Origin of the sequence: Scandinavium tedordense, from assembly GCF_024764965.1 — a bacterium.
GTDB classification, from domain to species: Bacteria; Pseudomonadota; Gammaproteobacteria; order Enterobacterales; family Enterobacteriaceae; genus Scandinavium; species Scandinavium tedordense.
This window is the reverse complement of the sequence record NZ_JALIGG010000058.1, coordinates 681,269-705,868: the sequence shown is the minus strand read 5'-3', so window position 1 is coordinate 705,868 and position 24,600 is coordinate 681,269. Positions and strand designations below refer to the sequence as shown.

The window sequence follows — 24,600 nt, the reverse complement described above, 5'->3', positions numbered from 1 at the left end:
ATTACATGCCTGAAGTTAACGTAATGAACAGCGGTAACGACAGGATACACAGAACGGAGCTCAACAGCAGCACGGCTTCTGCATCTGGAGACTGAACGCCAAAGCGGTTACCGAACACCACGCCAAAGAAACCGGCGGACAGCGCAATCATCAGGATAGCGGTGATAGCCACGGAGCCATGCAGACCGAACGCCAGAACGATACCCCAGGCGATGAACGGCTGAATCAGCAGCTTGGTGATGGTGGCAATACCCACGACCGCATTCAGTTTGAGTTTACGAGCAGACAGGATAACACCGGTCAGGAACAGGGCTGCGGCTGTTGCAGACAGGCCCAGTGGTTTAATCGCCGACAGAACCAGATCCGGCATTTTGATGCCAATCGCGGACAGGATCACACCCAGCAGCGGGCCCATGACGATAGGTTTTTTCAGTGAACGCCACATCAACACTGGCAGCATTGCCAGGGTAGAACCGCTATTTTCGCCCGCTGCCAGTGCTTTTTCACGCTCAAGGATAAGCAGGCAGAACGGGGTCATCAGCACGGAACCACAGGCGATAGACACTGCGACGGACAGGGACGTTGCAGAACCTTCACCCAGAACGCTGCCCAGAATTGGCAAGCCCAGTGCCGCATAGTTAGGCAGTGCAACGGTCAGCGTGAGGACTGCAGCATCCTGCGGAGACTTCTTGAAGACCTTGGTCGCGAGGAAGTAGATAGCCGCGTAGGTTACCCACATTGCACCCGTCAGGACCACAATCAGCGGAGATTGAGCGGCAATACCAGACCACGGCGTCTGCACGGTTGCGCTAAACAGCGCCGCAGGCAGGGCGAAATCCATAACAAAGATATTCAGCAGCGACACATTTTTGTTGTCGACCATTTTAGCTTTGCCAGCCCAGAAGCCCAGCAGCATGATAAGGAAAATCGGAGCAAGGGCATGAACAATTACGTAAGTCATAAGTCACCTGTAGATAAAAAAAGAAATACACGTCACCGTCCAAGAACGATGGAGCGTATTGGTCATTTGCGATGTTTATAATTTTCTAAAAGCGGCTGTACCGTGGGCGCTATGTTGCGCCCGACGGCGACCGCTTTCGGCAGGTCTTTTTTTACGGACTTCTTACTACAACTGCTCGTTACCAGCTGGCGCGCATCCGTTCGCGAACCAGAGCCGAGCTACGGCGATTTTCCGCGCCGAGGCGGTTTTTCAAACTGGGATCCTGACGTGCGTCGCGAACAGACTGTTGCAGGATGATTAACACCTGCGCCAGGTCGGCATCGGTTGGCGCATCCGGGTTGCTGATATTCAGCAGATCAGACAGCAGACCCAACGTCGCATAGTTGCTCACGTCGTAGGCCATTGGCGGAATGGTCGCCGCCAGTTTTTCCAGCGCTTCAACGGTGCGCAGGGTGATACGTGCGGCGGAGTCTTTACCCATCGCATGAACCAGAACGCCCTGGTCGTTGAAAGCAATCAGACGGTTAGCCTGATAACCGTGCGCCAGGAAAGCACCGGACATCGCTTTACCGACGATAAGGCCGATAACCGGATGGCCAGCCAGACGCGCTTTTGCATAAGCGCCAGCGGCACCGGCCAGCGCCTGGTGAATACCGAAGGCTTCTTCGCGGCGGCCATAAGCCTGGCTCGGCACGTCGATTACCGCAATAATCGGGCGCTTCACGTCGTGGTTGGCATCGGCATCAATGGTTTCGTTGACCACTTTTGCCAGCGTCCAGCCTTCAAGCAGACCCACTTCACCTTTTACGGCGCGTGGATAATGGTTATTCGCATCCGGGACCACGGCAATAAAACGCACGTTTTCACCGTTGAGTTCACCGTCAGCCACCTGAACAGAAGGGCACAGGCCGCTCATACGTGGGGCATTAGGTGCCAGTTTTTCCAGCCAGACTGCACCCCGGCTATTGGACTGAGTCATCATTTCACCTCCTGGGCAAAAAGCTGTTTAATCTGGTCGGTATCGGCCTGCTGACGCGTATCAAACTGGGTCAGACGAGCCAGATACTCGGCATATTTATCGCTGCGGTTTTGGGTCGGAACACCTTTGGCGATGGCGTCGTTCATCGCAGTTTTCACCGCGTTGATGCCGTCACCGACCAGGGCATCAACCAGACCACTTTCAGCGCGAATTTCGCCGCCGGTCATGCTCCAGATAAATGGACGGTCGCGGGAGTCGTACTCTTCAATTCCGGCTTCCTGCTCGATAACCTGCGGGCCGTTCAGACCGAGACGCGCTTCACGGGTCACAATCAGGTAGCTGCACAGCGCGGCGGCGATGGACATTCCGCCGAAGCAGCCAACGGTGCCAGCTATAATGCCGACCACCGGGGTATAGCGACGAAGGTCAACGATCGCGGCGTGGATATCGGCGATAGCCGCCAGGCCGAGATTGGCTTCCTGCAACCGAACGCCACCGGTTTCGAGGCACAGCACGGCCTGAGTCGGGATATTGTTACGGTTATCTTCTGCTGCCAGTTCCAGCGCAGCGGCCATTTTGGCGCCGGACACTTCGCCCATGCTGCCGCCCTGGAAGGTCCCTTCGATGGCAATCACTACCGCGGACTGGCCGTTGATGGTGCCGCGTGCGACGACCATGCCGTCATCAGACTGTGGCACCACGCCCTGTTGTGGGAGCCATGGCGACATAATGCCTTCGAACGGGTCGAGCAGTTCGCGGTAGCTGCCGTCGTCCAGCAGCGCATGGGCGCGTTCACGGGCCCGTAATTCAATAAAGCTGCGATCGTTACGCATGGCTCACCTCTTCAAAAACCTGTTCGATACGAATACGTGCCACACCGGGCGTCGCACCGAAATCATGGATCACCAGTTTGCCCGCAGGCAGACCGTTAATCAGGTTCAGACGGTCGAACAACGCATTCCAGCGGCTGGTGCTGTTGTCCACTGAAGTGGTGATATCAATGCTGAGGGTTTCCCCGGCGGCAGCGGTAAACAGCACTTCCATATCACCGGAACCAACGACCCCTGCGAGAGCTTTGCCGCTGAAAGTGCGGCTGGCAGGGAATGACAATGTAATGTGTTCCATAACATCCTCTTTAAATTGAGCAAGACGCGGGCTGGCTGACCCTGTCGAGAAACAGCGTGGCGGCGAGCAAATCGGCGGCACCACCGGGTGAGGCGTTGAGCGCCAGCATTTGCGCATCAAGACGGGCGAGAGCCTCGCGGCCAGCCTGTTGAGCGCAGCCCCCGGCGGTGAGCACCGCACGGGCACCGTTTTGCATAGCGTTCAGGCCGGTCATGCCGGCACGAGACAGCACGCAGGTGTCGCTAAGTGAAGTCATGACCGCCATCAGCGCATCGAGACGGGCTTCGCTTTCGCTGGCGCCGTTCGCGCGGCTGCGTAAAAGCTGCGGTAATGCCAGCGTCATTACGTGGGGGAACGCCTGTTGCGCTTCTTCACGTGCGCCGGGCACCTGATAACGGTGCGTGGCCTTCAACCCTTTGCTGAAGACTTTCGGCGCGGCACTGTCCGGCAGGCGGGCAAGCCCGGCTGCGGTATCCGTAATCTGCTGCGCACTGGCGTTTTCGCCCTGCATCGCGGTGGCGCTGACTAACAGGCCAAGCGCCCAGATAGCCCCCCGATGGGTATTAACGCCTTCGGTGGCTTTCATCATCTGCTGTTCGCCTTCGCGTCCCAGACGGCCGACGGTTTCGCGCAGGGCGATGTCGGCGGGGCGCTGCCAGCTTTGCTGGGCCAGTTGCAGAAACGTAGGGGTCAGGCTGTGCGCAGAGCGCTCCATCAACGCTAAAGACAAATCGTGATGGGCACCGTTACCCCGGCTGTCCACCAGACCCGGCTTCGGGCTTAAACGTGCTTCGTCGATCAGGCAGTCGCGGGCGAGTGTCGCCAGTCGCTCGGCCTGAACCTCTGCATGAGTCTGTGACAGCTGTTTCATTACCAGCTCCGGAATTTCGCAGGTGGGTTGTAAAGACCGTCAGACCATTCCACCAGATCCGCTACGCTGCCAGCAGCGAGCAGGGAACGGGTTGCATCTGAACGACGGATGCCCATGTCTTCCGGGTACACCACCTTGCCGGTCTTACGCAGGTCGGCAACGCGCTTGGCGTCAACGCCCAGACCGATGTCGGTGATCCCGGCAACTGCCGCAACCATCGCGCGGCGCTCTTCCATGCTTTCAGCACGATAGAGGTAGGCGATACCTTCTTCGGTCAGCACGTGGGTCACGTCGTCGCCGTAGATCATGACCGGGGCCAGAGGCATCCCGGAGGATTGCGCCACGTCAACTGCGTCGAGTTTTTCCACGAAGGTTGGTTTCGCACCGGCCTGGAAGGTTTCGACCATCTGCACAACCAGCTTTTTACCGCGCTGCATTGGGTCTTTGTCGGTCATCATGTTCAGCCACGCTGGCGTCGCATGACGGCGACCGTGTGGGTCATGGCCCATGTTTGGCGCACCGCCGAAACCTGACAAACGACCACGGGTCACGGTGGAGGAGTTGGCGAGGCCATCAATCTGCAGCGTAGAACCGATGAACATATCTACCGCGTACTGGCCTGCCAGCTGGCAGAACGCACGGTTAGAACGCATTGAGCCGTCGGCACCGGTAAAGAACACGTCCGGACGGGCACGGATGTACTCTTCCATCCCCAGCTCGCCGCCGAAGCAGTGCACGCTTTCTACCCAACCGCTTTCAATCGCCGGGATCAGCGTCGGATGCGGGTTAAGGGTCCAGTGCTTACAAATTTTGCCCTTCAGACCGAGTTGCTCGCCGTAGGTGGGCAGCAGCAGTTCGATAGCGGCAGTGTTGAAACCGATCCCGTGGTTCAGGGACTGAACCTGGTGTTCCGCATAGATGCCTTTAATCGCCATCATGCCCATCAGGATGTGTTCCTGCTTGATGTGGCGCGGGTCGCGGGTGAACAGCGGTTCGATAAAGAACGGCTTATCGGCTACGACGACGTAGTCAATCCACGAGCCAGGAATGTCGACGCGCGGCAGGTCACATTCGTCGTCGACCAGTTCGTTAACCTGGGCAATAACAATGCCGTCACGGAAGGCCGCGGCTTCAACCAGCGCTGGCGTATCTTCGGTGCTCGGTCCGGTATAAAGGTTACCTTTACGGTCAGCTTTAAAACCGGCGATCAGCGCGACATTCGGGCACAGGTCGACGTAAAGGCGCGAGTAGAGCTCGATGTACGTATGGATTGCGCCGATTTCGAGTTGACCATCCTGCAGCAGCTGCGAAATGCGCAGGCTCTGAGGACCGGAGAAAGAGAAATCGAGTTTGCGGGCGATGCCTTTTTCGAAGATATCAAGGTGTTCGCTACGTCCGACGCTCGGCATAATCATATGCAGATCGTGGATTTTCGCCGGGTTGACTTCGGCGAGCATACGAGAGAGGAAATCGGCTTGCTTCTGGTTGTTACCTTCCAGCACCACACGGTCGCCGGGGGCAATCAGTTTTTCCAGCGCATCCACCAGACCATCGGTGGGAATTACCTTGCCCTGCACCGGGAGGGACGCGACACGACGTGCTTTTTCGCTACGACGCGTGCTCCAGTTCCGGGCCGGAGTTTGGCCAGCATTCATTATTAACCTCCTGATTCAGCAAATCATTTTTGCCGGGATTTATGCTGCAGTAAGTCTGCTCCCTTAGGAGTAGGGCATCAATTAAGCTGGAGCTCGGATTGTTAGCCTAAGAGTAATAATTTCCTGTGTAATTATGTGATGGCGATCGAAGCAGGAAGGTTGAGTGTAGACTACGGAGTGGGAAATTTCGGACCGGAGACAAATCAGTTCTATCGTGGGAACTGACTTTTCCATGAGTGACGGGTTGTGAATTGATTGATATGATATATATTCATTTATCTATTCAAAAAGCGATTCAAAACGATGTCTGCTCGCTCTGATACGATACGCCAGTTGCTCAGCCAGGGGCCGATGAAAGTCAGTCAACTCATTGAAAAAATGAGCGTTAGTCAACCAACGATGTCCCGTGCATTGCGAGAGATTGGCGGCGATATCGTTCGCATTGGCGCAGGCCCATCTATTCAATACGCTTTACGCGATGCCTTTCGCGGATTCAGGTCTGCGCCGATTTACCGTATTACAGAAGACGGACGCGTCACGTCTCTTGGCGAGCTCATTCCGGTCCGTCCTGACGGATTTGTCATGGTGCAGACCGACGGTCTAAGTCTTCATAGCGATGGGCTGCCGTGGTGGCTGTTTGACATGCGACCACAAGGCTATCTCGGGCGAGCCTACGCCTCAACGTATGCGGCCGAGCTTGGGCTACCGGCAAATCCAGAGCTATGGGAAGATTCGGATGTACTCAGAGCGTTGCTTGCCCATGGTCATGATTCTGTCGGCAACCTGCTGATAGGGGAGCAGGCACGAAACCGTTTCCTTGAGATGCCGGAACCCACTGCCGTTGAGCGCGTCACGATGTATCCCGCGCTGGCATTAGCGGCTGATGCCGGTGAGGCACCGGGTTCATCAGCAGGAGGCGAGCAGCCGAAATTTTGCACTTATACGGACCGCGGTCACGTCTTAGTGAAATTCTCGGCCCCAGACGATAATCCGGTTAGCGAACGCTGGCGCGACCTTCTGTTGGCCGAACATTTGGCGCTGAGTGTGCTTGGTGTGAAAACGGAGATATTTGATTTTGGGGGCCAGCGCTTTCTTGAGATCCCACGATTCGATCGCGTTGATCAACTGGGTCGGATCGGCATCTTCTCACTGCGGGCGCTGGATGCTGAATTTGTCGGTAATGCAAGAGCCCCATGGCCTGTACTGGTTAATAACCTGGTAGCGGAAAGGCATGTCCATCCTGAGGCCGCCGTTGACACTGCCCGTCTTTGGGCATTTGGGATGCTAATTGGTAATACCGACATGCACCACGGGAACTTGTCGTTCATCAGCAGCCACGGTCGCCCGTATCAACTTGCACCAGCTTACGACATTCTGCCTATGGGGTTCGCGCCCAGAGCGGGGGGGACTATCGTGAACGAGCTTCGACCGGCGTCACTACCTGAAGTCATTAGCGGGGATGTCTGGCGGGAAGCGCTCGGATTGGCTGAGGACTTCTTAGCTATATCAAGCCGCTGCGCGCGTTTCTCGGTCAGTTTTGGTCCATGTCTTGAGGCGTTACACCGTCACCTTTGCGAGGCAAGATCGCGTATCGAGCGCCTGGGATAAGCGAAACGGCGTTGCCGATTTACGTTTCCCAGGCGCTCGCTGCAAAGGACACTATTTCTTTTTGCTGAGCATCGATTTCAAATCAGCAAAAGGATTGTACGTCGCCGCATCAACATCGTTTTGCGCGTCTTCGCCTGCTACCACGCGGGTACCGTATTGGTCCGCTTCGGTGTATTTTGAGTGCTCATGGTCATGACAATACAAACACAACAACTCCCAGTTACTGCCGTCTGGCGGGTTATTGGTGTGGTCATGATCGATATGGTGAACCGTTAATTCGCGCAGGTTTGAATACACAAACTCCCGCGAGCAGCGTCCGCATACCCATGGATAGATTTTTAGCGCTTTCTCGCGGTAGCCGCTTTCCAGTCGCGAGTAGTTTTTTGGGATAAGAGCCATGGCCGTTGTTACCTGTTAAAAATCGAAAATTTTACGTCAGTACGCCAATGTACCCGAAGGCGAAATGAAAAGGGAATGGATGTTTATTTTTAAGGAGAATTCATCCCGCTCTGAGCCTGTCGAGGAAACGGAGCAGGGCTTGATTGAACAGCGCGGGCCGCTGCAAGGGCGCGAAATGGCTGACGCCGGGCAGAATAGTTAGCGTCGCGCCGGGAATGCTGTGCATCAGATAAACTGCGTGTTCGCGTTTAATAAATTCATCGTCCTCGCCCAGTACTATCTCGACCGGCACGCGGATGGCGCGTAAATCATCTGTGGAATAGTTCGGCTGGGTGCGCATCATTTCACTGACCGCGGCCACGAAATTCTCGAAGTCTTCAGGTGTGGCCGACAGTGCGGCGTAGTCCTGGCGGTGGCGGGAAAAACAACGATCAATTATCGAGTCAGGCTGCATTTCTTTAGCCCCTGAAGGGTCCATATTACAGGCAAAGAAAAACACGCCATCCGAGCGCTCAGGGTGCAAAGAAGCCAGAACCAGCGCGGTGCAGGCGCCGTCGCTCCATCCTGCAAAATAAGCCGTTTTTAGATTCAATGCGTCCATCACCGCCAGCACGTCCGACGCCATCAGGTGGTAAGAATAAGGTCGGTTATCGCGCGTGCTACGGCCATGTCCACGGCTGTCAATCAGCACCGCCGAGAAACCTGCGTCAATCAGCGCTGGAGTCTGATAACCCCAATTCCCGGCATGGCCCAGACCGCCGTGCAGCAGAATAACCGCTGGGCCGTCGCCGCAGGTGGCGTACCAGATTCGCGCCCCGTCATGCTCCAGCAAGCCTTCGATGGCGTCTGGCGGCAGCGGCGGCGCGCCGGACGCATCAAACAGGCTGAGTTCGAGATCTTCAATTGTCATAGCAATGACTCCAACAACATTCTGTCGTTAAATTATAGCGATTTTCTTTTTCAGAACGGGCTGGGGTTATGGGCCTGGATCGGTTCTCCGCTAACAGGATGCACAAAATGCAGTTCGCTGGCGTGCAGCATCAGGCGTGGCGTCTGCTCGCAGCCTGGCGGCAGAAGCCCACCGTACAGGTCACAGCCAAGAATAGGGTGGCCGAGCAGCTGGCTGTGAATGCGCAGTTGATGGGTACGCCCGGTTTCTGGTGTTAGCTGGACGCGCGTTACCGGCACTGAGGTCCCGTCTGCCTGTGCATAATGAAAGCGCGCGATAACCTGATAGCGTGAACGGGCGGGTTTGCCGGTAATGGCGCAAATCGACATTAGTGGGAACAGCGCCGGGTCTTTGGCTATCGCCGCGTCTATTATCCCTGTGTCGTCGGGAAGATGACCGCACAGCAGGGTGCTATACACTTTGGTCACGGCTCGCTGGCTGAACTGATGGCAAAGCGCGGCATTGATCGCTTTATTTCGCGCCACCACCATCAGACCGGACGTGCCGAAATCCAGGCGGTGGACCAGGGTGCAACCGGGAAAAAGCTGGACCAGACGATGATGCACCGAATCGAGGTTCTGCGGATTTTTCCCCGACAAGCTGAGCAGTCCCGTGGGTTTATTGATAAGCACCAGGTGCGCATCCTGCCAGAGAATTTCTATCTGCTCATGACACGGCGGAGCAATAAAAGTATCAATTATCGAAGACATCGGGCGGCCAGGAGGAAGAGTGGAAGCGGATGATAGCGAATTTTCAGTCGACTGACGAATTTGGCTGTTGCTGGGTCAGGCCCAGCGCCTGCCGTCTGGTATCGCCCGTAAAAATACGGGTATAATCACCTAAATTATTCAACCGGTTCAGATACGAAGATGACAAAACTCACCTTACAAGAGCAGATGTTAAAAGCAGGATTAGTGTCCAGCAAAAAAATGGCCAAGGTCCAGCGCACGGCTAAAAAATCACGCGTTCAGGCTCGTGAGGCAAGAGAGGCTGTAGAAGAGAATAAAAAAGCGCAGCTTGAGCGTGATAAAGAGCTCAGCGAACAGCAAAAACAAGCGATGCTTTCGAAAGAATATAAAGCGCAGGTGAAGCAGCTGATTGAAATGAATAAAATTACGATTGCCAGAGGCAATATTGATTTTAACTTCACCGATAACAATTTAATCAAGAAAGTCGTAGTGGATAAGCTGACGCAGTCACAGTTGATCAGCGGTCGTCTGGCGATTGCGCGGCTGGCTGTCGATAAAAACGGTGACAGCACCTACGCCATTATCCCCGCGATCGTGGCCGATAAAATTGCCCAGCGTGATGAGGACAGTATCGTTCTGAACAGTGCGTTGAGTCAGGAAGAGCAGAATGAAGACGATCCGTATGCTGATTTCAAAGTGCCTGACGATTTGATGTGGTAACGCACCGCTACCCGACTTTAACTCCCGAGGACGATTAATGAACACTGAAATCCCATTGAAATTTTATGACATCGTGGACGAGTATTCGACTGAATGCGCAGAGCCGGTGAGCGACGCTGAACGTGATTCTCTGGCGCACTATTTTCAGCTGCTGGTCAGCCGTTTGATGAATAACGAAGAAATCAGCGAAGAAGCTCAGCAGGATATGGCTCAGGAAGCTGGGATCAACGCGAAGCGTATTGATGATATTGCGACGTTCCTGAATACATGGGGCAATGAGTAATTCCTGTCGGAAATTAGCCCAGAATGAGCGGTGATATGTGACTAAAAGCCACCAATGGGGGGCGATGTCACATATCCACCAACTGCAAATATTACACGCCTAATAGCCACTCCGTTTATGCGCCATATAGCCGCAGGGCGCTACTCTGTTTCGGGTACAGAGATAATCGAAGCTGGGCGTAATAATATGTTAAGACTATGTGTTTTTTGGGGGCTCCTCGTCTTGTTAGTGCGCCTGGTGGTCCTCTCCGGCTGCATAGACAGGCTGATTATGTGAGCCCGGAACCGTTCACATTAAGCAGCCTGTTTTTACCCGTTACTTTTTACTCAAATCACTCAGCAGTACTGCAATGCTTTGCCCACCTTCGGTGTTCTCCAACCCGATTTTAACGATGATCGTCAGTGGTACCGATAACAGCATACCCACCGGGCCGAGCAGCCAGCCCCAGAATATCAACGACAGGAGTACTACCAGCGTGGAAAGGCCCAGCCCACGGCCCATAATCCGTGGCTCAAGAATGTTGCCAAACACCAGGTTGATAGCCAGATACCCCGCCAGCACCACCAGTGCATCGTAGACGTTGCCTAAAACCAGCACCTGTAATATCGGCGGTACGGCAGCCAGCACCGAACCGATGTTGGGAATATAGTTCAGTGCAAAGGCTAGCATTCCCCAGATAAACGCAAAGCGCACGTCGAGAGCGGCGAGCATGGCCCAGGCAACCAGCCCGGTCACCAGGCTAATGGCGGTTTTCAACACCAGATAATGGCTCACGCTGTCGATAGCTTTCTGAATTGCCGCCATGCCTTCTACCGGTCGCACCATCATCTGCTGCATTTTGGCCGGGAGTTGTGGCACTTCAAACAGCATAAATACGACCGTCAGCAGCAACAGGAAAATGGAGGACATGGCGTTAGTAAGTTGCGTCAGCAGGGCAGTGACCAGCGTCATCGCCGCATTCGGGTCGATGTATTTCCCCAACGCATTAACGGACACATCAATGCCAAAGCGTTTTAGCCACGGTTGCAGGTTTTCCATCGGTATAACCAGCGACGAACGATACTGCGGCAGCGTGCGGGCGAGTTCGTTGAGTGACGTGCCCAGATAGGACAGCAGCAGAACCGCCACCATAATAATGAAGGTGATAAGCAGGGTAACCGCCAGCCCACGCGGAACGCGCCAGCGGACCAGCAGCTGCACCACTGGGTTGAGCACCACGGCGATAAACAGTGACAGAATAAAAGGCACCACAATATCAGCGGCGAAGCGAATACCGGCGAGGATAATCACCAGCATTCCGAGCATGATGACTATCTTTAATCCATTAAGTGTAATACCCGACTTTGCCATAACATTACCTTGGTAAACGTGATGAAGAACATCATAAAGCGGCGGGAGATAAGAATAAACTTATTAATACAGAATGCGGCGGGTAAAGAATTGAAAAGACTTTGAGTTTATTTTTGCACTATGCCAGAATTATGCAGTGTTTAACTACTGAGGACAATTTTCATCCGCAAAGACGAGAAGCAACTCCGCGGATAATTGTAATTTTATGGACATGTCGTTCAGAACCTGTACTCCCTTGCAATCTGTCGTTACCCCCTCGCTTTCCTTGCTTTCTGCCGAGCAGCACTGGCGCTCTGCGCTATAGTCTTTTCCTTCCTTTGAGTTAAAACTTAATCATTTTTACGGTTTGCGTCTCCTCGCAAACTGCAACGGGTTATATTCTCAGGCAGGAGAAGAATCATGTTTTACTGGATATTATTAGGTCTGGCGATTGTCGCTGAAATTACAGGTACCTTGTCGATGAAATGGGCAAGCGTCAGCGATGGTCATGCCGGTTATATTTTAATGCTCGGTATGATTGCCCTTTCTTATATATTCCTTTCCTTCGCGGTTAAAAAAATCGCGCTCGGCGTGGCTTACGCCCTGTGGGAAGGCGTCGGTATTTTATTGATAACGCTGTTTAGCGTGGTGCTCTTTGATGAAAGCCTGACGCTAATGAAAGGCGCAGGGCTGGCCACGCTGGTGATGGGCATTGTGCTGATTAAATCTGGTACCCGCAAAGTCAAAAATAAATCTGCGGAGGTGAACCATGCCGCAGTTTGAGTGGGTACATGGCGCGTGGCTGGCAGGGGCGATTGTGTTGGAAATCATCGCCAATATATTCCTTAAATTCTCAGACGGTTTCCGCCGAAAAATATACGGTATATTATCGCTGGTAGCGGTACTGGCCGCATTTAGCGCATTGTCGCAGGCAGTTAAAGGGATTGATCTTTCGGTAGCATACGCAATCTGGGGTGGGTTTGGCGTGGTTGCCACACTGGCTGCGGGTTGGATCCTGTTTGGACAGCGCCTGAATTACAAAGGATGGATCGGTTTAATTTTGTTAATCGCCGGAATGGTGATGATTAAACTTGCATGATGTGATGCTGCCCGCGTTTGTGGGCAGCGAAAAATGCTGGCTGTATTACGCTAATTAAACAGGGTGCATTTTCCCGAGTGCTGGGCACTTGCAGGAGGGTTGCTTATGTTTAATCCATCTCGGTGGCGTAATATTGCCACCGCCAGAACACTTTTTGTGATGCTGTTTCTGGCGGGTATTGGTTTGATTATTTCGATTGTCTCTTTGCTGTATCTTTCCCAGCACCTGATTAGCAGCAAAACTAACGCCATTGACGCGCATCGTTCGGCACTTTCGGTGGACGGTGCGATTCAGACATCGGTCAATCGCGTGCTTTCGCTTGTGGTGGATAATGCCATTTGGGACGACGCGGTGCATAAGGTGTATCCGCCTGCGCTGGATACCCGCTGGCTTTACGATACCTGGGGCGCCGGGTTTAAAATCAATAATCTCTACGACGGCACATTCGTGCTCAATGAACATTACAACGTGCTGTGGGGATCGTTTCACAGCCAGCCATTCAACGAACGTAACCTGGATTTCTTCGGCGAGGGCTTAACCGCGCTGATTAAGAACCATGCGGCGGAACTGGCGAGCGGAAAAAATATCTATGCCGGTATAACCGAAACCCGCGAAGGCGTTGCGTTTGTCGGCATTGGCCTTATTCGCCCGATGACCAGCCGCCTGCAGATATATGATGCCACCCGCCGTTATCTGGTCATTACACGTCACCTGAATGCCCGCATTTTAAAAGATCTCGGGAATACCTTTCAGATTGCCAACCTGAATATGACCAAAGCCAAAAGCAGCGACTACAGCGTGCCGCTGAAAAGCTCCGGGAATAAAGTCGTCGGCTATCTGAACTGGCAGCCGCGTCTGCCGGGTGCGGAAGCGGCGATGGCGGCCTCGCCAGAGATCCGCCAAATCGTCGCCCTGGCAGTGGGGCTTATCCTGCTGTTTATTCTGTTGAGCAGTCTCGGCCTCTACAAACTGGCGCGTGGCGAGAAACAGGCGCGTGAAATCGCGCTCACCGACTGGCTGAGTCATCTGCCAAATCGCCGGGCACTGATTGAGCACCTGGAACTCGTCAGCCCGCGCGCCGATGAAGCGCTCAAAACGGTGGTATTTATCGATCTTGATGGCTTCAAAGACGTGAACGACATCTACGGACACGACGTGGGCGACACGCTGATTGTGCATATTGCGCATACCTTGCAGGCGCAGGTGCCGGTGGGCGGGATGCTGGCGCGGCTTGGCGGCGATGAGTTTGCGATGACCGTCAGCGGTGTGGCGTCAGGCCAAAAAGCGGCAGCTTTCGCGGGAAGCGTGCTGGATTACCTCCACAACCCGATTCGTCTCGGTGAACGCACGATCCACATTAGCGCCAGCATCGGCATCGCCAGCGGCTCACTGGAGAACAGCCCAAGCTCTGAGCTGTTCCGTCGGGCGGATATCGCTATGTATCACTCGAAAATTACCGGTAAAGGGCGCATCACACATTACGACGCTGAGCTGAACAGCGCCCGGGAATATCAACTGAGCATTGAAAATGACATTCGTGACGGGCTGGATAACGGTGAGTTCGATGTTTGGTATCAACCGATTGTCGACGCGCGAACGTTGGTAATGACCGGCGTGGAAGCGCTTGTACGCTGGCCACGGCGGCCAAAGGGTGAGCTGAAACCCGACGCGTTTATTGCTATCGCCGAAACCAGCGGGTTGATTTACTCTCTCGGCCAGTTCGTGCTGCGCCGTGCCTGTTCAGATATGCAGGGCCTGGATGATTTAAAACTCTCGGTGAACATTTCCCCGGCGCAGTTCCGCGACCCGGAATTTGAAAATAAAGTCGCGCGGGTGCTGGAGTCCTGCCATTTTCCGCCGTATCGCTTACAGCTTGAAGTCACCGAAACCTATGTGCTGGAAAATCCGGAACGCGCACGGGTAGCCATTTCTAACCTGAAACTCCTCGGCATCGCCGTGGCGCTGGATGATTTTGGAACCGGTTATTCCAGTATTGGCTATCTGCGGCGTTTTAATTTCGACACCATCAAAATCGACAAATCGCTGGCCGGGCTGGTGGATAACGACGATCAGGCTGCGGCGTTAGTCGGCGGGACAATTCGCATTGCCAGCGCGCTTGGAATGTCAGTGATTGCGGAAGGGGTGGAAAACGAAAAACAAATGAAGTTGCTGCGGTTGGCAGGGTGCGAACAGTTGCAGGGTTTTTTGTTCAGTGAACCGATGCCGATAACGTCGCTGCTGGCGTTGCGTCAGCAGCGACAGTGTTAATTACTGGCTGGCAAGTGCTTCAAGTTTGTCCCGAAAACCAGTCACTGAAATCGCGCGGTTATCTGCACGCCAGCGGTCTTTCGCCGCCGGAGCTGAGCTTTGAACGCCAATCAGCTGCCAGCCGTCATCGATTTTCAGCATCAGCGGTGAACCGCTATCACCAGGCAAGGTATCGCACTGATGCGACAGCACGGTGCTTTGTGCCCAGCCGGTCACCAGACAGTTATTGTGCGTGTACAGAGAATCGAGATGATCGAGCGGATAACCCGATTGCGTCACCTGGCGGTTGGCGGATTTGAGCGCCGCGGTCAATGCATCTTTATCACCGGCGAACAGCGGTAACGGTGTGATACCGGAAGGCGGATAGCGCAGCACAATCAGGCCAAAATCCCAGGGCGCAGCAGACGACGGAACAATCCAGCCGTCACCGTCCGGCTTCAGGCGTTTGCCGAGCGACAGCTCAACGCGGCCTTCAATCCCGTGAATTTCATAACGCCACAGACCTTTTTGCGACACAAAGCGCAGAGCGACGGGCTTATCGAGCTTGCCATGTGGCGGCGTCAACAGGCAGTGTCCTGCGGTCAGCGCCAGATGCGGAGAAATTAATGTAGCGGTGCAAAGATTGCCGCTGGCAGTTTCCAGCTGGCCGATAGCATCCCACGGGGATTGCGTAGGATTGGTGACCTTGACGCGGTCGTCATGACCAAAGAACAGCGTCTTAAGATCGGAGGTACTGATGCCGGTATCGTCGCTGTCATCGTCAGCGTGGGTCAGGGGAGAAAAAAGGCAAACGGCTCCCAGTAAAACCACTATGGATCTGTGCATAACACTCTCTGAAGGGGCGATTATGATTATAAAAAGGTAACCCAATGAGATTACTATAGACGGGATGAATGAAAAGTGGGAGTAAAATCAGCGTGCTACACTCAGTACAAAAAGAACCGGGTGGCAACAAGGGCACAAACAATCAGCAATAAGAGGATGAGCTCGAATCGATAGCGGCGCAGCATCATTGCTCTCCAGAAAAAAACGGCGCTGAAACAGCGCCGATTTAGTTTACAAGACAGTACGACCGGTTGCGAAATTACGCAGCTGGCTGTACAGCTGGTTTAGCAGCCTGGTGCTTGGTGTGTTTCACGTGTTTTTTAGCCGCCTGCGCTTTCTGCGCTACAGCAGGTTTGGTTGCTGCTTTTTTGTGGTGCTTTTTAGCCGCCTGCGCTTTCTGCGCTACAGCAGGTTTGGTTGCTGCTTTTTTGTGGTGCTTTTTAGCCGCCTGGGCTTTCTGCGCTACGGCAGGTTTGGTTGCTGCTTTTTTGTGGTGCTTTTTAGCCGCTTGCGCTTTCTGCGCTACAGCAGGTTTGGTTGCTGCTTTTTTGTGATGCTTTTTAGCCGCCTGGGCTTTTTGCTCTGCAGCTGGTTTTACAGTGGCTTTCTTGTGTTTCTTATGATGAGTGGTTTTAGCCGGAGCAGCGTGAGTTGCAGCAGCCGGAGCGGTAGCAGCGGTGTCAGCAGCGAAAGCAGCAGAAGACAGACCCATAGCAGCGGCAACAACCAGAGCTAATACTTTTTTCATTCTGAAATCCTCGAATTTGGTTTCTATGTTCAACCCCACTGCGGGGCCGTTGAATAGACTATATGCTTGTCTTTTCGAGGTTTCCGTGAGTGATTGGTATCGGCGTGTAACCATATGTACACTTCCGGTGGTCACTTCATTACTCTTTAAAAATCAGAAAGATATGGAGAGGCATACCCCTTTGCTATAGAACTACCCGCAATTCTTTAAATTTCCGGGCATTTAACGCCGCAGGAAACCTCTTAGGGCCGCAAAAAATACCGCATTAAAAGTTCACCATTAACCTTTTGGTACCCGTAACATAGCAGGCTAATTATTTTTTTGGAGTGAGTTGTGATTGGGAATTCTTCTGTCCTGTGGGGCGGTGTTCTACTTCTTGTGCTTGCGATACTGTGGTTGCATTACGATAGCGGAAGGCTGAAGCGGGAAATGCGGCGCTCGCGTAAAGGGCGGGAGCAGCGCGAGGCCGAGCTTAAATTATTGCAGCAAGAATGGGATGAGTTTCTTGTCGCAGAAAAAAATGAGCTTGATCAGCTGAGGATTGCAATGCACCGCAAATATGAGCGTGTGGTTTACCGCAAGCTGAGCAGGCTGGCCGGAATGCTGCCTCACTGACAAGAAAAGAGTGTGGCGGGCTACGTCACACTCTCGCCCATCAACTTACAAATAACGTGCGGTTAAATGCTCGCGGAAAAAGCGGCTATTCAGGTCTTCGCCGGTGGCGTTGGTGATCAGCTCCGACGTACTGAAGCGGCTGCCGTGCTGCCAGACGTTCTGCTGTAACCAACTGAACAGTGGGCTGAAATTGCCGTCGTTCAGGTTCTGGTCGAGGTCCGGTAGCGCGTTGCGGGCGGCCTGAAACAGCTGCGCGGCGTACATGGCGCCCAGCGTGTATGACGGGAAGTAGCCGAAGCCGCCGTCGGTCCAGTGAATATCCTGCATACAGCCGTTGCGGTAGTTACCTTCGGTTGATAGTCCCAGATATTGCTGCATTTTTTCATCCCACAGCACCGGAATGTCATCGACTTCAATCTGGCCATCAATCAGCGCCCGTTCGATTTCATAACGCAGGATCACATGCGCAGGATAGCTGACTTCATCGGCGTCCACGCGAATGAATCCGCGTTCTACGGTCTGACTCCAGGCAATAAAATTATCCAGACTGAACGCAGGCTGGCTGCCGAAATGCTGCTGAATTTTCGGCAGCAGATGCTTAAGAAACGCGGCACTGCGTCCGAGCTGCATCTCAAAGAACAGGCTCTGTGATTCATGCACGCCCATTGAGCGTGCGTGAGCAATCGGCTGTCCGGCCCACTGGCGCGGCAGATTTTGTTCATAACGCGCATGCCCGGTTTCGTGAATAACGCCAAAAAGGGCGCTGAGCAGATCGTTTTCGTCGTAGCGCGTGGTGATGCGCACATCTTCCGGTACGCCGCCGCAGAAAGGATGGGTACTGACATCAAGGCGGCCGCCGTTAAAATCAAAATCGAGCAGCGTCATGGTTTCCAGCCCGAGCTGGCGCTGTGATTCGGTCGGGAACGGGCCTTGTGGATTGATGAGTTTGCGGCTGGCCTGCTTGTCGACCACGGTTTGTAGCAAATCGGGGAGCCAGCTTTTCAGGTCAGAGAACAGCACATCGAGGCGGCTACTGGTCATGCCCGGTTCGTAGAGGTCGAGCAGGGCGTCGTAGCGCGAACCGCCGCTGACTTCAGCGCGGATTTTGGCTTCTTCACGACTCAGTCGCACCACTTCTTTCAGATTCGGGGCGAAGCCTTGCCAGTCGTTGTTTTTACGCTGAGTACGCCAGGCATGCTCGCAACGATTACCCGCCAGCGATTTCGCTTCGACCAGGCTTTCGGGTAACAGCGCGGCCTGATGGTAGGCGCGCGCCATTTCGTTCAGGTTCGCGCGTTCATCATCCCCGAGGTTTTCCTGCTGTGCGGCTTCGAGGCCGTTCGCCACATTTTTATCGGTCAGGATCTGATGCTGCAACACGCCTAATTCAGCCAGCGCTTCGCCGCGAGCCTGGCTTCCGCCCGGGGGCATCATGGCGGCCATATCCCAGCCGGCTATAGAGGAAAGGTGCGAAAAACGCGATAAACGCTGGAAAGTGCGGGTGAGCTGCTGGTAGTTATTGTTTGCCATTTTGCCTTAATTCCCATTGAGTGACGTCGAAATACGCGTGAGGTCAAAAATACGACGAAAGTATGAGGCGGAATGTGAATTATACGCCAGGCTAATCACTATCACAGGTCATCAGTGTGCGGCAAATTATGAATCCGTTCATCTGGGTTTTCATCGCACTGCTGTCAGTTGACGCAGTGCGCGACATGGCAGGCTTAGCCACCTTTTTAGGTCAGTGGTAAAGCAGCCCGTCAGTGACGGGCGTTCAAATTAGTGCAGGCGCTTATGCAGGCAATTGCCGGTTATCAGCGCCAGGACCAGCATTGCTGCGATAAATCCCCCCACGCCGTTCCATCCCCAGTTATGCCAGAACACACCGCCGAGCGTCCCCGCGATGCTTGAACCCAGATAGTAGCTAAACAGATACAGCGACGAGGCCTGGCCGCGTGCGCGGCGGGCACGTGGTCCAATCCAGCTGCTGGCGACGGAGTGCGCGGCGAAGAAGCCCGCGGAGAACAGTAGCATACCGAAGAAGATAATCCACAGTGATGAGAACAGCGTAAGCAGCAGGCCGCACAGCATCACGCCGGTAAAGCCAATCATCACCCGACCGCGCCCGAAGCGTTGCGTCATGGCGCCCGCCTTTGGGGAACTCCAGGTCCCGGTGAGATAAGCCACCGACAGCAGGCCGACCACCGCCTGGCTCAGTGACCATGGCGACATCATAAGGCGATAGCCGATATAGTTGAACAGCGTCACGAACGCGCCCATCAGCAGAAAACCTTCCGCGAACAGCAGCGGCAGTCCCTTATCACGCCAGTGAATACGGAAGTTGATGAACAGTGATTTTGGTCGCAGCGATGCGGGTTTAAAGTGACGTGAATCGGGTAGAATGCGCCAGAACATCAGCGCCGCCGCGAGAGCGAAACAGCCGATCATCGCCACTGCCACTCGCCAGCCGAAGAAATCCGTCATCACCCCGGTCAGCAAACGCCCGCTCATGCCGCCAATCGAGTTTCCGCTGATGTACAGCCCCATCGAAAAGGCGACAAAGCTCGGATGAATTTCTTCACTTAAGTAGGTCATGCCGACTGCGGCCACGCCGCTTAATGAAAGGCCAATCAGCGCACGCATGATAAGGATCCCGTGCCAACTGGTCATCATCGTCGACAGCAGCGTACAGCAGGAGGCCAGCAGCAGGGCGGTGACCATGACCTGTTTGCGACCAATGGCATCCGACAGCGGCCCGGTAAACAACAGGCCGACGGCCAGTAAACCGGTCGATACCGACAGGGAAATACTGGCGCTGGCAGGCGATACACCAAACTCATGCGACAACACCGGAAGAATAGGCTGGACGCAATAGAGCAGGGCGAAAGTGGCCAGTCCGGCGGAGAAAAGCGCCAGTGTGACGCGAATGAATTGTGAGGTTCCACGTTGAATAAACTGGCCCGGCGCGGGAAGACGAATATCGTTGACGTCACGGGCCGGGACGGTGTCAACGGTGGAGGTACGGCTCAAAGCATGATCCTTACATCAGAGGAAATATCAAAAAAATCAGTTCACAAGTTCAGATTAGGAAAATGTAAATATTCTGTCTAATATATTAATAATCTCAAATGATACTTTAAACCTATGAATATAGAGCTGCGACACTTGCGCTACTTTGTAGCAGTAGCTGAAGAACTGCATTTTGGCCGCGCTGCCGCACGGCTGAACATCTCCCAGCCACCGTTAAGTCAGCAAATTCAGATCCTTGAACAGCAGATTGGCGCCCGACTGTTCGCCCGCACTAACCGCAGTGTGAGCCTGACGCCCGCCGGGAAGCTGTTTCTGGCTGACAGTCGCCAAATCCTGGTTCAGGTGGAAGACGCTGCTTCCCGGGCGGCACGTCTGCATCAAGGGGAAACCGGCGAGCTGCGCATTGGATTTACCTCTTCGGCGCCGTTCATTAAGTCGGTGTCGGATACGCTGTCGCGTTTTCGTCGTCAGTATCCTGACGTTCATATCCAGACGCGGGAAAGTAATACCCGGGAGCAAATTTCGCCGCTTAGCGAAGGGGCGCTGGATTTGGGCCTGATGCGTAAAACGCAGCTGCCGGATACCCTTGAGTGGCAGGTTATTTTGCGAGAACCGCTAATGGCGATGGTTCACCGGGATCATCCGCTGGCAAGCCGCGAATCCGTGTCGTTGGCAGAACTGGTGCTGGAGCCGTTGGTGTTTTTCGATCCGCTCGTCGGCACCGGCTTGTACGACGATATTCTTGGCCTGCTCAGGCGTTTCGGCACGCCCACCATTACTCAAGAAGTGGGCGAGGCGATGACCATTATTGGCCTGGTCTCCGCCGGACTGGGCGCGTCGATTCTTCCGGCCTCTTTTAAGAAGGTTCAGCTTAATGAGATGCGCTGGTTACCGATAAGTGATGAGGACGCGGTGTCGGAAATGTGGCTGGTGTGGTCCAGACATCATGAGCAAACCCAGGCGGCGCTTCGCTTCCGCGAACAGCTGCTGGCTGCCGCAATGGCCGACTTTTTTGCCGAAAATACACGAAAAAATGTGCGGTAAATCACAAGCCTAAGTAAAAATTTGACGATTTAGGTCGAAGTGCTTCAACATAGCAAAAGTTTATTTCGAAGCGCGAAAATAAGGGAGTCTTCGGTGGTAGCAGAAAGTCAGCCAGGGCATATTGATCAGATTAAGCAGACCAACGCAGGGGCGGTATACCGCCTGATTGATCAGCTCGGCCCGGTGTCGCGTATCGACCTTTCTCGCCTTGCGCAACTTGCGCCCGCCAGTATCACCAAGATTGTTCGCGAAATGCTCGAAGCGCATCTGGTACAGGAAACTGAAATTCAGGACCCGGGTAGCCGTGGGCGTCCGGCAGTAGGCTTGATGGTGGAAACCGAAGCCTGGCACTATCTGTCACTGCGTATCAGCCGGGGAGAAATTAACCTCGCCCTGCGTGATTTGAGCAGTAAGCTGGTGGTAGAAGAAGAACAAACGTTGCCGCTGGTAGATGACAAACCGTTTCTCGACCGCGTGATCGAACACATCGACCACTTTTTCATTCGCCATCAGCAAAAGCTTGAGCGTTTAACCTCTATTGCAATAACCCTTCCCGGTATTATTGATACCGAAAATGGCATCATTCACCGTATGCCATTTTACGATGACGTAAAAGACGTGGCGCTCGGCGAAGCGCTAGAGTCTCGCACCGGCGTGCCGGTATATTTGCAACATGATATCAGCGCGTGGACCATGGCGGAGGCGCTGTTCGGCGCTTCTCGGGGGGCGCGCGACGTTATTCAGGTGGTTATCGATCATAACGTCGGCGCGGGCGTTATCACTGACGGACGTTTGCTGCATGCGGGCAGCAGCAGTCTGGTGGAAATCGGTCATACCCAGGTCGACCCGTACGGTAAGCTCTGTTACTGCGGCAACCACGGCTGTCTGGAAACCATCGCCAGTGTGGAAAGTGTGCTGGAACTGGCGAAAATTCGGATGAAACAGTCGATAAGCTCAATGCTGCACCAGCAGCCGCTGACCGTTGAGTGGCTGTGTCAGGCGGCGGTGCAGGGCGATTTATTAGCTAAGGATATCATTAGCGGCGTGGGGACCCACGTCGGACGTATTCTCGCCATCATGGTGAATTTATTTAACCCGCAAAAAATTCTTATCGGTTCGCCGTTCAATCAGGCCTCCAGCATACTGTTCCCGGCCATCAGCGCCTGCATCCATCAGCAGTCTCTGCCAGCGTACAGTCGACATATCAGCGTCGAGAGCACGCAGTTCCTCAACCGTGGAACGATGACGGGCGCAGCGCTGGTTAAAGACGCGCTTTATAACGGTTCTCTGCTGATCAGATTGTTACAAGGTTAACAAATTTTAATTGTTAAGCTAAAAATTGCGCTAACGCAAGCTGGCTTTTCGCCCAATCCCTTACACTTCCTCTGCTCTTGAATTATCACCCTGATTTATATTTTCACCGTCAAAGCAGTGGAGTGAAACATGCTTAAGCGTTTCTTTATTACTGGTACGGATACCTCTGTTGGAAAGACGGTGGTATCACGCGCGTTGCTGCAGGCGTTAGCCGCCAACGGCAAAAGCGTGGCAGGGTACAAACCTGTCGCCAAAGGCAGCAAGGAAACGCCTGAAGGACTGCGCAACAAAGACGCGCTGATACTGCAAAGTGTTTCCACCACGGAACTGCCCTATAGCGCTATTAATCCTATCGCTCTTAGCGAAGAGGAAAGCAGCGTGGCGCACAGTTGCCCTATCAACTACACCTTATTGTCCAAAGGTCTTGATGACCTGAGCCAGCGTGTCGATCACGTGGTGGTTGAAGGCACTGGCGGCTGGCGTAGTCTGATGAACGATCTGCGCCCGCTCTCTGAATGGGTCGTGCAGGAACAATTACCGGTCGTTATGGTGGTAGGCATCCAGGAAGGCTGCATTAACCATGCATTGCTGACCGCTCAGGCGATTGCGAACGATGGTCTGCCGTTAATCGGTTGGGTCGCTAACCGTATCAATCCGGGGCTGGCACACTATGCTGAAATCATCGGCGTGCTGAGTAAAAAACTGCCCGCGCCATTGGTCGGTGAGCTTCCGTATCTGCCGCGCGCTGAACAGCGTGAACTGAGCCAGTACGTCGATTTAACCCTGTTCGGTGATATGCTGGCGATAGATCGAGTCCTGGCGTAACGTCCGCGACAGCACCGACGCCACCACGCAGGAAATCAGTAAGCCGGGCAGTAGTGCATACTGCCCGGTCATTTCACAGATCATCAACGTCGACATGATTGGCGCATGCGTCGTAGCCGCTAACAGCGTGGCCATTCCCGTCAACCCCATCAGCACCGCCATTTCATTGCCGTCCGGCAGCCATAGCCCCCAGAATCGCGCAAACAACATGCCAATCGCCATCCCGACAAACAACGTTGGTGTGAATACTCCGCCCGGCGCACCAGAACCGCTGCTCGACAGCACTGCCAGCAATTTACACAAGAACACACCCGCTACCGCGCCAAATAGCGGCGGCGCCAGCAGATAGCTTTGCACCACGCTGTAGCCGTTGCCCCATACCGCAGGCGTTAACAACGACAGCAACCCGACGATAAATCCGCCCAGCGCCAACTGCCACGGCGGAGACAGTTTGAGTCGCAAAAAGAGCGAATGGGTGAAACCCATTAACCAGATAAACACCGGCCCGCATAGCCCGGCGAGCAGCCCGGTCGCCAGCATCAGGCCGTAAGTTCCCGCACTGTGTGGCGCGTCGACGTGAACCACATACAGCAACGCCGGGCCACCGCTCAGCAGATTCGTGATCAGCAGGGCAATCACCGCCGCGACCACTACCGGCCCGAGCGAGGCCAGCATTAACGTGCCGAACAAAATTTCTGCGATAAACAGGCTACCCGCCAACGGCGCGTGATAAGCGCTGGCCATCCCGGCGGCGGCCCCGCAGGCAATCCACAGTTTCCATTCGTCTTTGGGCGTAAAACGTTTTGCCAAGAAAGAGGCGGCGAGAGCTGCGAGCAGGATCATCGCGCCTTCACGCCCGATGGCGCTGCCGCTAACCACAACCAGCAACGAAGCCAGCGATTTCACCAGACTCGAGCCGTAATCGAACTGTCCGTCGCCGGTTTCCAGTGCTTCCATGTAATCCGTTGGAGCATGCGGTCGCTGGCGGGTGTAACGCTGCCAACCCCACAGCAGTAGCCCGGCGGCAAGGCCACCGAGCGCAGGTGTCAGCAGGCGTCGCCACCAGGGCAGACTGCCTGCGGCGTACACCAGACTTTTACTGTCGTCGCTCAAAAACATCCACTCAAGCAAATACATGGCGTGACGGAAGATCGCCACGGCAAGGGCGGCAAGAATGCCGACTATCGTCGCAATGAGCAGGCGGCGAAACATAGCCTGAATGTCAGGGTAAGCGTGTAGGCGATGCATTGTTTTTCACGGTTGA

The 24,600-nt window shown here is 54.3% G+C and carries 28 protein-coding genes; 12 read left to right on the top strand and 16 right to left on the bottom strand.

The window, feature by feature from the left end; translation table 11 throughout:
• Position 1 precedes the first annotated feature (1 nt).
• From MUU46_RS22790 to mdcA, 6 genes are all read right to left on the bottom strand, one after another.
• Positions 2-961, bottom strand: coding sequence for an AEC family transporter (locus MUU46_RS22790; RefSeq protein WP_159756344.1), 960 nt, complete (start codon positions 959-961; stop codon positions 2-4).
• 178 nt (positions 962-1,139) lie between these two features.
• On the bottom strand, positions 1,140-1,940 hold the full coding sequence (gene mdcE / locus MUU46_RS22785; RefSeq protein WP_258966842.1) for a biotin-independent malonate decarboxylase subunit gamma: 801 nt from the start codon (positions 1,938-1,940) through the stop codon (positions 1,140-1,142).
• Entirely contained in the window at positions 1,940-2,773 is an 834-nt protein-coding gene (locus MUU46_RS22780) for a biotin-independent malonate decarboxylase subunit beta (RefSeq protein WP_258966810.1), read from the bottom strand. Before MUU46_RS22780 ends, mdcE begins: the two co-directional genes overlap by 1 nt.
• The gene (gene mdcC / locus MUU46_RS22775) at positions 2,766-3,065 is read right to left on the bottom strand and encodes a malonate decarboxylase acyl carrier protein (protein ID WP_159756350.1); all 300 of its coding nucleotides are present in this window, start codon (positions 3,063-3,065) and stop codon (positions 2,766-2,768) included. The genes MUU46_RS22780 and mdcC overlap by 8 nt, the downstream gene beginning before the upstream one ends.
• A 10-nt stretch (positions 3,066-3,075) precedes the next feature.
• On the bottom strand, positions 3,076-3,936 hold the full coding sequence (locus MUU46_RS22770; RefSeq protein WP_258966809.1) for a triphosphoribosyl-dephospho-CoA synthase: 861 nt from the start codon (positions 3,934-3,936) through the stop codon (positions 3,076-3,078).
• The gene (gene mdcA / locus MUU46_RS22765) at positions 3,936-5,591 is read right to left on the bottom strand and encodes a malonate decarboxylase subunit alpha (protein WP_258966808.1); all 1,656 of its coding nucleotides are present in this window, start codon (positions 5,589-5,591) and stop codon (positions 3,936-3,938) included. Before mdcA ends, MUU46_RS22770 begins: the two co-directional genes overlap by 1 nt.
• A 303-nt stretch (positions 5,592-5,894) precedes the next feature.
• Between mdcA and yjjJ the strand changes: the two genes are divergently transcribed.
• Entirely contained in the window at positions 5,895-7,199 is a 1,305-nt protein-coding gene (gene yjjJ, locus MUU46_RS22760; RefSeq protein WP_258966807.1) for a type II toxin-antitoxin system HipA family toxin YjjJ, read from the top strand.
• Between the two features lie 51 nt (positions 7,200-7,250).
• On the opposite strand, the gene yajD is transcribed toward yjjJ, so the two are convergent.
• From yajD to MUU46_RS22745, 3 genes are all read right to left on the bottom strand, one after another.
• On the bottom strand, positions 7,251-7,598 hold the full coding sequence (gene yajD, locus MUU46_RS22755) for an HNH nuclease YajD (protein WP_159768129.1): 348 nt from the start codon (positions 7,596-7,598) through the stop codon (positions 7,251-7,253).
• Positions 7,599-7,698: 100 nt separating this feature from the next.
• Positions 7,699-8,508 (bottom strand): alpha/beta fold hydrolase, encoded by an 810-nt coding sequence (locus MUU46_RS22750; RefSeq protein WP_258966806.1) that lies wholly within the window; start codon positions 8,506-8,508, stop codon positions 7,699-7,701.
• Between the two features lie 50 nt (positions 8,509-8,558).
• Positions 8,559-9,257 (bottom strand): RluA family pseudouridine synthase, encoded by a 699-nt coding sequence (locus MUU46_RS22745; RefSeq protein WP_258966805.1) that lies wholly within the window; start codon positions 9,255-9,257, stop codon positions 8,559-8,561.
• 159 nt (positions 9,258-9,416) lie between these two features.
• Here MUU46_RS22745 and MUU46_RS22740 point away from each other — a divergent pair, with 159 nt between their 5' ends.
• Positions 9,417-9,956: a DUF2058 domain-containing protein gene (locus tag MUU46_RS22740; protein ID WP_159756370.1), complete on the top strand. Its 540-nt coding sequence runs from the start codon at positions 9,417-9,419 to the stop codon at positions 9,954-9,956.
• A gap of 37 nt (positions 9,957-9,993) precedes the next feature.
• The gene (locus MUU46_RS22735; RefSeq protein ID WP_159756373.1) at positions 9,994-10,239 is read left to right on the top strand and encodes a YmjA family protein; all 246 of its coding nucleotides are present in this window, start codon (positions 9,994-9,996) and stop codon (positions 10,237-10,239) included.
• A 315-nt stretch (positions 10,240-10,554) separates the two neighbouring features.
• Here MUU46_RS22735 and MUU46_RS22730 read toward each other — a convergent pair whose 3' ends face one another.
• On the bottom strand, positions 10,555-11,589 hold the full coding sequence (locus MUU46_RS22730) for an AI-2E family transporter (protein ID WP_159756376.1): 1,035 nt from the start codon (positions 11,587-11,589) through the stop codon (positions 10,555-10,557).
• Between the two features lie 205 nt (positions 11,590-11,794).
• Between MUU46_RS22730 and MUU46_RS23145 the strand changes: the two genes are divergently transcribed.
• The 4 genes from MUU46_RS23145 to MUU46_RS22715 all read left to right on the top strand — a co-directional run bounded on the left by MUU46_RS23145 (position 11,795) and on the right by MUU46_RS22715 (position 14,935).
• Positions 11,795-11,893: a protein YdgV gene (locus MUU46_RS23145; protein ID WP_509908887.1), complete on the top strand. Its 99-nt coding sequence runs from the start codon at positions 11,795-11,797 to the stop codon at positions 11,891-11,893.
• 92 nt (positions 11,894-11,985) lie between these two features.
• Complete coding sequence (gene mdtJ / locus MUU46_RS22725; protein WP_374685036.1) at positions 11,986-12,351, top strand: multidrug/spermidine efflux SMR transporter subunit MdtJ; 366 nt, start codon at positions 11,986-11,988, stop codon at positions 12,349-12,351.
• Positions 12,338-12,667, top strand: a complete 330-nt coding sequence (gene mdtI / locus MUU46_RS22720) for a multidrug/spermidine efflux SMR transporter subunit MdtI (RefSeq protein ID WP_110508297.1) — start codon at positions 12,338-12,340, stop codon at positions 12,665-12,667. Before mdtJ ends, mdtI begins: the two co-directional genes overlap by 14 nt.
• A gap of 105 nt (positions 12,668-12,772) precedes the next feature.
• Positions 12,773-14,935, top strand: a complete 2,163-nt coding sequence (locus MUU46_RS22715) for a bifunctional diguanylate cyclase/phosphodiesterase (RefSeq protein ID WP_258966803.1) — start codon at positions 12,773-12,775, stop codon at positions 14,933-14,935.
• On the opposite strand, the gene MUU46_RS22710 is transcribed toward MUU46_RS22715, so the two are convergent.
• From MUU46_RS22710 to asr, 3 genes are all read right to left on the bottom strand, one after another.
• Positions 14,936-15,760, bottom strand: a complete 825-nt coding sequence (locus MUU46_RS22710) for a trypsin-like serine peptidase (RefSeq protein ID WP_258966802.1) — start codon at positions 15,758-15,760, stop codon at positions 14,936-14,938.
• Between the two features lie 101 nt (positions 15,761-15,861).
• Positions 15,862-15,945, bottom strand: coding sequence for a small membrane protein YdgU (gene ydgU / locus MUU46_RS23140; protein WP_509908863.1), 84 nt, complete (start codon positions 15,943-15,945; stop codon positions 15,862-15,864).
• 74 nt (positions 15,946-16,019) lie between these two features.
• On the bottom strand, positions 16,020-16,508 hold the full coding sequence (gene asr / locus MUU46_RS22705; RefSeq protein ID WP_258966841.1) for an acid resistance repetitive basic protein Asr: 489 nt from the start codon (positions 16,506-16,508) through the stop codon (positions 16,020-16,022).
• 333 nt (positions 16,509-16,841) lie between these two features.
• On the opposite strand from asr, the gene MUU46_RS22700 reads away from it, so the two are divergent.
• Complete coding sequence (locus MUU46_RS22700) at positions 16,842-17,123, top strand: hypothetical protein (RefSeq protein WP_159756391.1); 282 nt, start codon at positions 16,842-16,844, stop codon at positions 17,121-17,123.
• A gap of 45 nt (positions 17,124-17,168) precedes the next feature.
• Here MUU46_RS22700 and MUU46_RS22695 read toward each other — a convergent pair whose 3' ends face one another.
• Positions 17,169-18,653: a carboxypeptidase M32 gene (locus tag MUU46_RS22695; protein ID WP_258966801.1), complete on the bottom strand. Its 1,485-nt coding sequence runs from the start codon at positions 18,651-18,653 to the stop codon at positions 17,169-17,171.
• 128 nt (positions 18,654-18,781) lie between these two features.
• On the opposite strand from MUU46_RS22695, the gene MUU46_RS23015 reads away from it, so the two are divergent.
• Complete coding sequence (locus tag MUU46_RS23015) at positions 18,782-18,874, top strand: KPN_01571 family protein (RefSeq protein ID WP_374685028.1); 93 nt, start codon at positions 18,782-18,784, stop codon at positions 18,872-18,874.
• A gap of 28 nt (positions 18,875-18,902) precedes the next feature.
• Here MUU46_RS23015 and ynfM read toward each other — a convergent pair whose 3' ends face one another.
• Positions 18,903-20,153: a multidrug efflux MFS transporter YnfM/SxtP(Kp) gene (ynfM, locus tag MUU46_RS22690; protein WP_159756397.1), complete on the bottom strand. Its 1,251-nt coding sequence runs from the start codon at positions 20,151-20,153 to the stop codon at positions 18,903-18,905.
• A gap of 114 nt (positions 20,154-20,267) precedes the next feature.
• Between ynfM and ynfL the strand changes: the two genes are divergently transcribed.
• The 3 genes from ynfL to bioD all read left to right on the top strand — a co-directional run bounded on the left by ynfL (position 20,268) and on the right by bioD (position 23,336).
• Positions 20,268-21,197, top strand: coding sequence for a multidrug efflux transcriptional activator YnfL/SxtR(Kp) (ynfL, locus tag MUU46_RS22685; RefSeq protein WP_159756400.1), 930 nt, complete (start codon positions 20,268-20,270; stop codon positions 21,195-21,197).
• A gap of 93 nt (positions 21,198-21,290) precedes the next feature.
• Positions 21,291-22,511 carry a sugar metabolism global transcriptional regulator Mlc gene (mlc, locus tag MUU46_RS22680; protein ID WP_258966800.1) on the top strand — a complete coding sequence of 407 codons (1,221 nt, stop codon included), beginning with the start codon at positions 21,291-21,293 and terminating at the stop codon, positions 22,509-22,511.
• Between the two features lie 129 nt (positions 22,512-22,640).
• On the top strand, positions 22,641-23,336 hold the full coding sequence (gene bioD / locus MUU46_RS22675; protein WP_159756406.1) for a dethiobiotin synthase: 696 nt from the start codon (positions 22,641-22,643) through the stop codon (positions 23,334-23,336).
• Here bioD and clcB read toward each other — a convergent pair.
• On the bottom strand, positions 23,289-24,584 hold the full coding sequence (gene clcB / locus MUU46_RS22670) for a voltage-gated ClC-type chloride channel ClcB (protein WP_258966799.1): 1,296 nt from the start codon (positions 24,582-24,584) through the stop codon (positions 23,289-23,291). The genes bioD and clcB overlap by 48 nt on opposite strands.
• Between the last annotated feature and the right edge of the window lie 16 nt (positions 24,585-24,600).